4 protein-coding genes and 3 pseudogenes are annotated in these 13,335 nt (G+C 39.2%); 2 read left to right on the forward strand and 5 right to left on the reverse strand.

The window, feature by feature from the left end; genetic code table 11:
- Nucleotides 1-9: 9 nt before the first annotated feature.
- Nucleotides 10-4,404 (forward strand): amino acid adenylation domain-containing protein, encoded by a 4,395-nt coding sequence (locus Q0976_RS23575; RefSeq protein ID WP_299497255.1) that lies wholly within the window; start codon nucleotides 10-12, stop codon nucleotides 4,402-4,404.
- Nucleotides 4,405-4,440: 36 nt separating this feature from the next.
- Here the strand turns inward: Q0976_RS23575 and Q0976_RS23580 are convergent.
- The 5 genes and pseudogenes from Q0976_RS23580 to Q0976_RS23600 form a co-directional block, all read right to left on the reverse strand.
- Nucleotides 4,441-5,600, reverse strand: a protein-coding gene (locus Q0976_RS23580; protein WP_299497257.1) for an IS3 family transposase whose coding sequence is annotated in 2 segments (ribosomal slippage) — nucleotides 4,441-5,351 and nucleotides 5,351-5,600 — 1,161 coding nt in all. Because the reading frame shifts where the segments join, the coding sequence is not laid out codon by codon here.
- Nucleotides 5,601-5,773: 173 nt separating this feature from the next.
- Nucleotides 5,774-7,048 (reverse strand): hypothetical protein, encoded by a 1,275-nt coding sequence (locus Q0976_RS23585; protein WP_299497261.1) that lies wholly within the window; start codon nucleotides 7,046-7,048, stop codon nucleotides 5,774-5,776.
- A 176-nt stretch (nucleotides 7,049-7,224) separates the two neighbouring features.
- Nucleotides 7,225-8,240: pseudogene (locus Q0976_RS23590) on the reverse strand (IS630 family transposase).
- A gap of 311 nt (nucleotides 8,241-8,551) precedes the next feature.
- Nucleotides 8,552-8,716 (reverse strand): annotated as a pseudogene (locus Q0976_RS23595) (IS91 family transposase); the annotation flags it as partial.
- Between the two features lie 23 nt (nucleotides 8,717-8,739).
- Nucleotides 8,740-9,512: pseudogene (locus Q0976_RS23600) on the reverse strand (IS3 family transposase); the annotation flags it as partial.
- A gap of 342 nt (nucleotides 9,513-9,854) precedes the next feature.
- Here Q0976_RS23600 and Q0976_RS23605 point away from each other — a divergent pair.
- Nucleotides 9,855-13,335 (forward strand): amino acid adenylation domain-containing protein (locus Q0976_RS23605; RefSeq protein WP_299497259.1); only part of this gene is annotated, 3,481 nt, incomplete at its 3' end.

The following is a 13,335-nucleotide window of genomic DNA, read 5'->3' on the forward strand; positions in this document are numbered from 1 at the left end:
AATTTGCCGATGTTAACTGATCCGGCAACTATTAAACATCCGGTATTTTCTCGTAAGAAAAAAGTAATTCCCAAGGAGATATGGGATAAACTGAAAGCCAAGTCCGAACAGTATCGGGTGAGTAGTACTAGTATTATACTTTTTGTATATGGTTTGGTTTTGTCGAGATGGAATGGTAGCTCTTCATTCTGTGTAAACCTTACTTTATTTAATCGCTTACCTCTGCATGAAAAGGTCAATAGTATTTTAGGTGACTTTACAGTTTTAGAGTTATTTAATTTTAAACGCAATGTTGATCAAACGATAGCATCAAGCATCACACAAGTTCACCAAGATTTGTGGAAAGATATAGAGCATAATTTATTTGACGGCATTGATTTTCAGCGTCTTATTTACCATGAGCGAGGTATCCCAGTCAGTAAGTCACTATCACCAGTGGTGTTAACCAGTGTGCTATCGGGTGATTCAAATGCTGATGAAAACTTAAAAGGCTACAAAGGTATTGGTTATTCTATCACGCAGACGACACAAGTATATCTAGATAATAAAGCCTATGAGCAGGAAGGAGGTCTTGTCGCTGAATGGGATTATGTGGATCAGTTGTTTGATAAGGATGTTATTGCAAGTATGCATAATGACTACTGTCAATTACTAGAGTATTTGTCAGAGAGAGATTGGCAAGAAGTGGTGCCGTTGTTATCACTGCCTAAGAAAGATAGTTTAATAGTGAAGCAGGGAAATAGTGCTACTCAACAAGTGGTAACAGAGACCTTGGTGGATGTATGTCATAAGAGCATAAGTGATTACGGTAATGCTACAGCAGTAATTGATGCTTTAGGTGAATATAGTTACGAGACGACAGGGATACAAAGTAGTCGAATTGCCAATTATCTATATCGTGATAAACAGAGTAAAGCTGAGCTTGTAGGGATACTGAGTGAAAAGGGTTACTTACAAGTGATTTCAGCGCTGGGGATTATGAAATCTGGTTTTGCCTATCTGCCTTTACATGTTGAATGGCCATCAGGTCGAATTAATGAAGTATTATTGGAAGGCGATGTTTCTCATATATTGGTGTCCTCTTCAGCTTACCAAGACTTAATTAAAGGTAGTAAGAAAGAATTCACATATGATTGGATTATTATAGAAGATATTATAAATGATGCATCTGTTTCATCAGATAATGAGTCATTGCCAACAGTTGATTTAGATGATATTGCCTATGTTATTTTTACATCAGGGAGTGCTGGGAAGCCTAAAGGTGTAACAATTACGCATCGTGGGGCAGTTAACACGATATTGGCAGTCAACGATCGCTTTGAGGTAAATCCTTCAGATAAAATATTAGCCCTATCGGAGTTGAGTTTTGATCTGTCAGTCTATGATATATTTGGTTTGATAGCCGCAGGGGGAACTATTGTTTTTCCAGAGCAATCAAAAAGTAAGGATTTGGCACATTGGTATTATTTAATTGGCTCCCATGGTATAACGCTATGGAATAGTGTGCCACAGCTTATGCACTTATTGGTTGAATATGTACATGAGATTGGTGGCAGATTAAGGTCATTGAGAGTTTCTCTTATGAGTGGTGATTGGATTCCATTGAATTTACCGGCTCAGATGAAATTATTAAACCCAGAGATGGTCGTGATGAGTTTGGGAGGGGCAACTGAAGGAAGTATATGGTCAATATGGTATGAAGTTGATCAAGTGAATCATGATTGGGCATCAATTCCCTATGGTATGGCATTGCCGAATCAGAAAATGTATGTTCTTGATGCTTTTGGAGAACATTGCCCTGTTGGTGTATTAGGAGAAATACATATTGGAGGAGAAGGTGTTGCTTCATGTTATTGGCGTAATGATGAAAAGACAGCATCAAGCTTTATTATTCACTCTCAGTTAGGGCGTTTATATAAAACTGGAGATTTAGGGCGATGGCATAAAGATGGTTACATTGAGTTTGAGGGTCGTGTTGATAATCAAATTAAAGTCAATGGTTATCGTATCGAATTGGGGGAGATTTCAGCAAAATTAATGCAAATTAAAGGTGTTGATGAAGCTGTGATGGCAGTTCAAGAAAATAAAATCGTAGCCTATTTTGTATTAAGTAAATCAGATGTATCTCCTTTGAAAAGAAGTAAGAAAAAAAAGGTGGTCGATGATGATATTCAGTTTAAATTAGAACAAAGAGGCTTAAGAAAGGGTACTAATCCTGATTACTTTTTGAAAAATATCAAATTAAATAAAACTAATTATTATTTGCGTAAGAGTTATCGACAATTTAATAAAAGTTCACTTGATTTTACGCATCGATTTTTATTAAATTTAATTAGTCAAAGAACAGATTTTAATTATTCTTATCAAGAGGATGAGTTAAGGAAAGGTGGTGGGGGAGATAGACTATCTTTATTAGAAATTGAAAAATTACTTAGCCCATTAAGGGCTATTCAGATATCGGATAGAGTTATTCCGAAATATCCATACCCTTCTCCAGAGAGTACTTATGCGATTCAAACTTATCTTTTTTCTGATAATAATTTATCAGAATGTCGTAAAGGATATTATTACTATAATCCTATCCAGAGTACTTTGGCGCCGATAGAAGCCACTGAAATGTTATATGTTGAAAATAAAGAATCAGCTATGTATCTGGTTTTTAGATTGTATTTACCGGCAATAGAACCATTATATGCTGATCGCTCAATTTACTTGGCATGGCTGGAGCTAGGACATATTTTATTTTTACTTGACAATTCACTGAGGAGTATTAACTATCGAGGTGAATTAAATATTGAAAGTAAATTGGAAAAACATACAGACTATTATAGCTTAGCTAGCATACGCCTTCATAAAGAAAATGAAAAGAGAAACTCTGGTTTATCAAATATAAATATTGAGTCTAATTTTGATTATTTATCAAAGCAGGGTGAAGAGTTCATTAGGCATGGGAAGGATGATAAGTGTAAATATGATTTATCGGTGCATGATCTATTTATGAGAACTTCAGGTGTAGGGCAGATATTATGTAATGCGGGCGGATTGATTACTTTTAAGGGAAGTAATGCCCCAGAAGATTTGATTAAATCAGGTTATCAAGCACAACATTTATCAGAAAGTCTCTTGAAAGAGAAAATTGGCAGCTGTTCATTGAACTTTGCGCCGTACGAAGGGATCAATTATAGTTTGGCAGTTGGCAAAATATCATTGGAACAGGAGAAGATGGCGGAAGTTAAATTATCAGATTTATCAATAGAAAATTATCTGACAGAATACCTTGAAAATTTATTACCGCCTTATATGTTACCAACCGTCTATATTCAGCTAGATCAATTGCCATTAACACCTCAAGGTAAGGTTGATTATAATGCTTTACCTGTGGTTGAGATAATGAATAAAGGCTACTTATCACCTAGAAATAAAACTGAAAGAGATTTGGAGGATCTATACTGTCAGGTTTTAGGACTTGAAAAAATTGGAATATATGATGATTTCTTTAATAAAGGAGGTAGTTCCCCCTTAGCTATAAGATTGATTAGTTTAATCAATCTTAATTTTCAAGCTAAATTAAATATATCGGACTTATATATCTCAAGAACGATATATTCTTTAGGAGAAATTTTAGATAAAAACAAAAAGGGTTATTCTTTGTTGAAAGAATTTAATGGTATTATCTCTAATAAACCATCTCTATTTATGATTCATGCAGGTGGATCTGGTTGTGAAATATATTTTCGTTTAGTAGAAAAAATAGGAGAGTATTATAATTGCCTAGGAATTGATAATTACAATATGGAAAATGAAAACAAAATTACTTCAATAGACCAACTTGCTAAATTATATTTAAAATTATTAGTTAATCAAATTCATGATAAAACCACTGAATTGTATTTATTAGGATGGTCTATGGGAGGGCAGATTGCATTAGAAATGGCATATCAACTTGAGCAACATGGGTTTAATAATATTACTGTTTATCTTTTAGATACAATTATATATCGCGATAATATATCACATTTTTATTCGCCTTCACAATGTGATAAAATATCTAATAATTGGGGAGAAGCTCTTAAAAGAAATAAGCATTCAAAATCATATATCAAGAGCGCGGTTTCAACTTTTGATCTTGAGCTGAGGCATATTTTCCCAGCTTCTGTTTCTGGAAAATTTAATCATACAAATATAACTTTATTCCAAGCGTTAGAAATAGATTTGAGTTTTGATGATACAGGGAACAAACAAAAAAAATTAATTGAAATAGAAAATAATGTTCCTTCTGTTACCAATAAAGACATAAGGATTTTGAAGATGCATGGCTATAATCATAATAATCTAATGAAAGAAGAGAGTGCTCTAGAATATATTGCCTCTATATTGATTAGTGATAATCATCTTTATCCTTAGATTGCCATAATAACCGACACACTTTGGTTGTACTGGTCAACCCAAATTGGGCACTTTTAGTTGAGAATATTCAAACTCTACAGGTGACAGATCGCCATTAGCAGAATGAAGCCGCTCTAAGTTGTAGTATTTCATATAGTCAGCCACATCTCTCTTCATAGACTCTCTTGTTGGTTGATTAACTTTTAAAATCCAATCGTGTTTCAAGCTACCAAAGAAACGCTCGACGACTGCATTATCCCAACATGCGCCCACATCCCCCATACTGGCACGGATCTCATAACTCGATAACAGCTTGCCAAATTGCTTACTGGTGTATTGTGAGCCTCTGTCACTGTGAAATACCAAGCCTTTAGGCGGTTGCTGAAGGTTATCAGCTTTCATTAATGCCTTAGAAATCAAGTCTGTCGTCATGCGTTTATCTATGTGCCATCCCACTATACGACGTGAATATAAATCCATCACTACAGATAAATACATCCAGCCTTCACCCGTCTTCAGATAAGTCACGTCACCCGCCCAAACTTGATTAGCAGAAATTGGATTAAAGTTCATGTTTAGCAGGTTATCTGCAACGCTATCATTGTGTTTTCGCTTTGTTGTCACCTTATAAGCTTGGCGTTGAGTCACCTTGAGTCGTAAACGTCGCATGATTTTACGGACTAAATAACGGCCAACTTGATAATCTTCTTTGCGTAATCGCTTCACCATTTCACGGTTCCCTAGACTGCCTCGACTTTTCTTAAATAAATGCCGAACACGGCGATAAAGCATCAACGTATCAAGGTTTATCACCTTCGCAGGGCGTTTATACCAATCGTAATAGCCAGATTTACTGACACTCATCACACGGCATAACAGCGCTACAGGAAATTGATTAGCGTGTTTTTTAACAAACTGAAATTTTACTTCATTTCTTTCGCAAAGAAGGCGCTTGCCTTTTTTAGGATCTCTTTCTCCATGCGCAATTCTTTGTTTTCTTTACGCAATCGTTTTAGTTCATCACGCTCAGATTCTTCTAAAGTCAATCCTTGTTGCTTGGATTCATATTTTTCTTTCCAGGTATAAAGCAGACTTGTACCCACGCCAAGTGACTTGGCAGCATCTGCAGCACTGTAACCTTGCTCTAGCACCATCAAGACTGCTTCATCTTTAAATGCTTGCGGATAACTTTTATGCGATTTCTTCAAACTCATATAGACCTCTTAATTTATTAACGATACTGTCTTAAAATTAAGTGTCGATGGAATTAGACCAGAACAAATCAGAGAGGTTGACTGACTCTGAACTTATTGAGGTTCTGTCGCATAAAGCATTGATGCTGTTTGCGACAGAACCAAGGCCTCTAGGATAAGCATCCTAAAGGGTTCTATGCCCATTCTGAAAATGAAAATGCCAATAAGGGCGAGATACACAAAAGGATGCCTATCATGATGATAAACCAAGTGGCTGAACCTTTGTATTTAGCCAATACAGGAATTTTATATACCAAATAAGCCGGAATTAAACAGCCGACCAGTCCAAAAATAGGGCTGCTTATGGACGTGAAAGATAAGATGGGAGCGTTCATGGCAATGACCCCCCAAGCTAAAAGAATAATAAACACGGTAATGGCGTGATTAACTTTTTTGGTGCTGATTTTCTCTGGTGGATAGCGACGTAAGAGCAAGTTCATTGCAAGACCTCGGCAGGCCTCTTGAAAAGCCATAAATATGCCAAAAAATGAGGTGACGACGGCAAAAATATTGATCACTATGCCAGTTATGGTGGCCCAACTGCCAGGATAGTAATAAGCGATGATGGCCAGTGCAGAGATATTTTTTGCTTGCGCTTCACGTTCTTGCTCAGGGCTAATGGCAAGGGTAAAAGACACTACGAAGAAAAACACACTGATGAAGAGCACTGCGAAGGCTATTTTCATGGCGCGAGACGCTTTGAAACGAGCCACTTCAATGGATTTTTCATGAGAGCGGTATGAAATCACCATCGGGCTTAACGATTGAATAAACAAAATAGAGGTTATGCAAAAAGGTAGAGTGATAATGGCTTGTTTGAGCATGTCGCCCCAAGAGCCTATTGCAGGGATATTGGCCAGTTCCCAACGTGATATTAATAGAAATCCCATTACGGCAACCAAAACTAATACCGTTACTGCCATAAAACCTGAGAATTTAAATAAGAAACGCTCACCAATGGATCCGATAAACACTAAGACACAAATGAGGGCGAGTCCATAGAAGATATTGTCATTGAGATGACCTTCAGTGACACCAAATGAATAAAGGTATGAGGAACTGTCATTAGTGAGTGTCAAGGAATAGACTAGCATCCAAATGAGCAGCATAATGAAATAAAGTATGCCTAAGACGATACCCCAATTTTTACCTAAATAGCTGCTGATAACCCCTGGGTAGTCAGTGCATTCCTTCGATTCGGCTAATGTATTAATGAAGAGTTTTTGAAATAGATACATGCCGGGATAGCCAATAATGGCGGACAATAAGAACCCCCATAATCCAATCACACCGACTTGTACGGGCAAAAAGATAATACCAGCGCCGATTGCCATGCCGATACTCATCACAATCCAGCCGATATCGACGCTGTCAAAACGAGTGGCTTGTTTCCACTCGCTCGGGGTCATATTGGCTATTTCATGGGGAGCTGGTGCGGGCAACGGTCTTATCCCCTCAAGGATGACATCATTGCTATTCATCATTATAAAGTTCCGTTTTGGGGGTCTAAGCCGGAACTGCCGCAATTTCTGTCTAGCTAAATTTATAACTTCACCAATTCTCATGACTCTATACTCAAGTGACTTCAAGATGCAGATAGTAGCGTTTGAAAGTTGTCGTTAATCCTACCGTTTAAAGTATCCCCAATAGCAGGTAATGTGCACTCAAAAAATGGTCAATTTGCTGTCGAGACACTTTAGCCGTTGCAAAATATCGATTGTTGCGAGCATGTTCATTCATCACTTTCCAAAGTCGCTCAATAGGGTTTAAATTTGGACTGTCAGGCGGTAAATAATGCAACGCTATGTTGAGTGATTTTGCTTTCTTTTTTACATCATCAGAACGATGATAACCCGCACCATCGTGTATCAAATGAAGGGTACCAGTGGCTTTATATTGTGCTCTTACTCGCTTTAAAAATGCGATAACCGACTCACCATTTATGGTCTGGTATTGAGCTGTTATGGCTTCTGATAAGTACCCTAATCTAATCGCCCCCATAATGTTTAAGCGAGTGCGACTACCCGTCGTATTCATCACTTTATATTCACCTGTTCTTATCCAACCACAGCTCAACTTTGTTGCTTGAGTCGGATGCACTGCATCCATAAACAATATTGGCTCATTCTCAGACACTGTGGCCTTTAGTGACTCATATTCTTCAATAAATGCCGATTGCAATGCTTCGTTAAACTTATGTGGAACACCTTTAGGCTGCTTGTAGCTAAAACCATGCTGGTTAAGCCACTTATTTAAACCTGAAACGGTATATTTAATGCCCCATTTTTTATCGATATAACGGTAAATCTGGTGAGTATGAAAAAAGGTGAATTCTGTAAGATGTTCGATAAGTTGCTGCGTTTGTTCATCATTAAGGTAACCTTCAGAGCCTCCTTTTTCTGGTGTGAGTTTTTTTGCGTTAAAAAAGTGGTCGAGATGACGGATAACACTGGTTTCATGGAGTCTCATCGCCTGTGCGATCATCGAGGTAGACCAGCCTTCTGAACGCAGTAGGATCACTTTTATTCGGTCACGCTGCCGTCCATCACGGCATGTTCTGTGCTGTGATTCAAATACTTTTTTTCTTGGGGCGTTAATGATATTTGTCGCATAGAGACATCATGATCTCATTATAAAATAAATCAAGGTTTTTGTTTGAATGACCTGCATGTTCAATGATCACGGGTATATTTGCTCCTAAAAGCTATACTTGAGACCATGAGTCTCACTGGCTCCGTTACAAAGTTTAGCTGGACGGTAAGGAATTTGAAAGTTCTCTCTAAAGGACAGCCCCTTGCGATAACCCAAATCTAATCGGTTATCACCTCAGTCTTAATCTATCCGGTGGTGACTTTTTGATAGGGTTGGCTGATTATCATACTCAAACCCAAGTTGCAGATACACTCACCCCGCTAAACCTCCACCCGTTTTAGTTTTTCCAATGTTTGAACGTCATAGACCTGCTTATGTAATGGCGCCCCGGATTGAAATCGATGAAAAACCATTTCCCCACCACATAAAATACATTGGTATGGGTCAACGTTCACATAGCCCTTTAGCATCGCGGCATAACTCGGCCCAGTGACAGTCTTTACTGCTTGGCCCAACCAATCACTTTACTGGCAAATAAATCCATCACAACGGCCAAATACATCCAACGATTACCAGCCCAGACATAAGTGACATCACCAACCCACACCTTATTTGGGGCTGTAACGGCGAATTGTCGCCCCAGATAATTGGGGATTTCAATATGTTCTTGTGTTGCTTTTCTATATTTGTGCTTCGGCATCTGACAACTCACTAACCCGAGCTCTTTCATCAGCTTAGTGGCACGATATCGACTTAACGAAACACCTTGTTGAGTCACCATATACTCGACTGTTCTCGCCCCAGCAGAGCCATTACTTGCCGTGTGTACCTCACTGACTAAGCTACGAAGTTTGACCTTATCAGCGTTAATATCTGTGGGTCTTTTTCGCCAATATTTGTAGCTACTACGATGAATACTGAACACTTCGCATAATGTTTTTATACTATAGCTCTGCTTAAGCCTATCAATTATTGAAAATTGTTCAGTGAGTCTGACATCAACAGAGCGGTAGCCTTTTTTAATATTTCGTTGTGCTCCTGGAGACGCGCTAATTGCTTCTTTAACTCACGAATTTCAATTTGCTCAGATGTTATCGGGGATGCTTTTGGTTGCTTGCCTTGACGTTCTTCCCTTAATTGTCGCACCCATTTATCCATGGTCGATTTGCCCACATTCATGGCTTGAGCTGCTTCAATGATTGAATCATTTTGATCTAATACTAATTGAGAAGATTCAAGTTTGAATTCTGCACTAAAAAGTCTTCTCGTACGTTTTGTCATAATGTCACCTGTTATCTTATGAGGTGATGATATCACCTCTAACTAGGTGGCCAAACTAACTATGCCACTACAAAATAAGGAATTAATGAACGCGGTTGAAGATGTACTTGCTCGGACGCTCACGATTATTTGCGTAGTTTGCCGTTGTAAACTAGGCTTTGAATAGTTGATAAGTCATGGATGGGGGGATTTTGCCGACAGTAAGAAAAGCAATCATTAGTATTGAAGATACGCCTTACTATCACATTGCTTCCTGCTGGAGCAACTTTTAGGTAACTAGGCCACCTTGGAGTCATTAAAAGTAATCCGCTATTAGAATAATATTTACAGGTAAGCTTGTTTATGAGAATTGATAAAAAAGAAAGTAACGAGCAATTGCCTTCTGTCAGCAATGAACTTAGTAAGTTCGTATGTCAAACGAAAAAAGAGGCTACATACTCTTTTCCTATTTATCCAACACTGCATGAATCTTTTGAATCCCAAGTCAAGAAAACACCCAACAGCATTGCGGTAGTTTTGGATAATATATCAATTAGCTACAAAGACCTTAACACGAGTTCTAATCAGCTAGCACATCGGTTGCGCACCCTGTTTAAGGAGACACAGGGTGTCGAGATGACTTCAGACAGTCTGATCGCGTTGTATCTAGATCGTTCGATAGAAATGATAGTTAGTATTTTGGCGGTAATGAAAGCCGGCGGCGCTTATGTGCCCATTTCCCCTGAATATCCTCAGCATCGTACTCGGTTGATATTGGAGGATTCAAATGCAAGTTTTATTCTACACAATGGGAATCACTTTGGTTTCCTGAACCACTGTGTATCCTCTTTCTCGTCTATTCCGACCTTATTATCGGTAGACGATCATCAGCGTTATGAGACTTCTTACTCGGATAACTTAATTCCTATTAGCACTTCCAGTGACCTAGCCTATGTCATCTATACCTCAGGGACAACGGGTAAGCCTAAAGGTGTCATGATCGAGCACAGATCGATGATAGCACTACTTCGCTCAGAAAATTTTGTACATGAAAGCACTAAAAATGCTTTTTGGACCTCGTATATTTTCGATGTCTCAGTATATGAGATATTTTCAGCATTGACGTCAGGTGCAGAGCTTCACATCATTAATTCTGAGACTCGTTTAAATAAAGATGATTATTTTAATTATTTGATAAATAAAGAGATAGAGTTTGCCTACATTCCGCCTAACTTTATACATGGGAAGAGTATAAGTGCAAGGTTTGCAAACAATTATAAATTGAGATCGGTGCTTACTGGGGTTGAGAGAATACGTTGGGAGGACATTTCAACACTGGAGCATCGAGGGATTCGAGTCATTAATGGTTATGGGCCATCTGAGACTACTACTTGTAGTACATCTATTGATTTATCTGGCTACACAGACGAAAAAGAAGGCTATATCCCTATAGGTTTTGCCAATGATCATGAAGAGTGCTTTGTACTATCGGAAACTTTGTCTCCAGTACCCGTTGGAGAGAAGGGAGAGCTCTACATTGGTGGGGTTGGATTAGCTAGAGGGTACTTAAACCTTCCAGAGTTAACTTCTGAACGTTTTATCTCTAGTCCTTTTGACCATTCAGGTGACAATACAGGCGTTAGCCGATTATATAAGACAGGGGATCAAGTCCGGAGGTTAAGCAATGGAGCGCTAGAATATATTGGCCGTAATGACTTTCAAGTAAAGATTCGTGGCTTTCGAGTTGAGCTAGGCGAAATAGAATCGGCTATTACAGAAATCAATACCATCAAGCAGGCGATAGCACTCGTCTATCCTCGCACGGAAAGTGAACATTGCATCGTTGCTTATGTTGAGCCCCGTGACCCAGAATCTATCTCAGACGAATTTGTCGAAACAATACGAGAACGCCTCGTAGAAACGCTGCCGGATTATATGGTTCCATCAGCCATAACTGCTCTCAGTAAATTTCCACTCAATGTCAGTGGCAAGGTAGCTCGTGAAAGCTTACCTGAGCCGAGATTTATTCAGCGTGCCAACTATGTGGCTCCCATCAATGTGATCGAAGAGAAACTGTGTGAGATTTGGGAGCAAGAGATTGGTGCTAAAAATATAGGGACTGCTGATAGTTTCTTTCGTATAGGGGGAAACTCTATTTGTGCAGTTCGTATAAGTGCACGAATTAAGAAAGAGCTCGGGCTAGATATGAAATTGTCTACGTTGTATTCTTCCCCGACAGTAGGACAGTTAAGTAAATGCTTAGACTCCACATCCATAGAAATAACTAAAAGCACTGGAGCCATTGACCTAGTTTCGTTTGCGCAAGAAAGGTTATGGTTTATAGAACGCTATGAACAAGGAACCGATAGCTACCATATCCCTTATATTGCTACCCTAAAAGATGATACTGATGAAGGAGCTTTAGTCCGCGCGATTACCAAGATCATAGCTCGCCATCCAGTGTTAAATAGCACGTACCATCAAACGGATGAAGGGGACTGCTACACTCAGCTGCGCTCAGAAGGCATTATTGTTGATCACCAAATCCTAGGTGATAGAAAGCATCTAATGGAATGCCTAAAGAACGACGTGAAGCACCCGTTTGATCTTTCGTTTGAAGCCCCGTTCCGTATGTGCCGATATGATTGCGACGGTGAACGTTTTCTTTTATTGCTTTGGCATCATATTGCATTCGATGGTTGGTCTTCAGACGTATTTATGCGTGAACTCTCTGAGTTATATCAAGCTGAAATAGAGCAGCGCCCAGCTCAACTACCTGAGCTATCGATTAGCTATAGTGATTATGCCCAATGGCAGCGAGATCACCTGACTGGAGAGGTGCTTGATGAGCAACTTCAATATTGGCGGGAACAATTATCAGGTTATGAACCATTGGGGTTACTGACAGACTACCCAAGGCCTGCGCAAGTGAGTTATGTGGGGGAAGATATTGACTTCGTGCTTAATGCCGAGCTGTCTCAAGCCTTACGGGAATCCGCTAAACAAAGAGACACCACGCTTTATTCATTGCTCTTAAGTGGCTTTTACTTGTTACTGAGCCGAGTCGCGAATCAACAGGATATCGTGATTGGAACGCCATCGGATAACCGTCATCATACGCATACGCACGATTTAATTGGTTTTTTTGTTAATTCTTTGGCACTACGAACTCGAGTAGAGCCAGAACAAGATATCGATTCGTTTGTCGAGCAAGTCCACCAAGTAGTAATGGATGCCAAAGTGCATCAGGAGTTGCCGTTTGAAAAGCTGATCAGTGAGCTGGATATTGAGAGAGATCCATCACGGCACCCATTATTTCAAGTGATGTTTGGAGTGCAGCGCTTTGGCAATAACCCAGTAGAAGGTGAGTTTCCACTCGTTTCTCAAGACATGGAGGAGCTTGGTTACACCCCTGCTAAGTTTGATATCAGCTTATTGTTGGATGACGGCCAAGCGAGTATTCACGGTAAATGGAACTTTGCCAACGCTCTGTATGATAACGAGACCATCGTCCGCTATCAGGAGATGTATATCCGGGTCTTATCGTGGTTGGTTAATAGCTCAGGACAAACAATTAAACAGGTTGATATCCTGTCTAACGCAGAGAAAGAGAAGCTTTTATATCAGTGGAATGACACCAATTCAGCGTACCCACAAGAGAAGACATTACATCAGGTTTTTGAAGAGCAGGTGATAGCGACGCCAGAGAATATTGCGTTGGTTTATCAAGGTGAAGCGCTCACATATCGTCAATTGAACGAAAGAGCGAACCAACTTGCACGTTACTTACGTGCCCAATATCAGGCTCGTTTAGGAGAAGTGTTAACACCAGACACACTGATTA

Source organism: uncultured Shewanella sp. (assembly GCF_947501665.1).
Classification (GTDB): Bacteria; Pseudomonadota; Gammaproteobacteria; order Enterobacterales; family Shewanellaceae; genus Shewanella.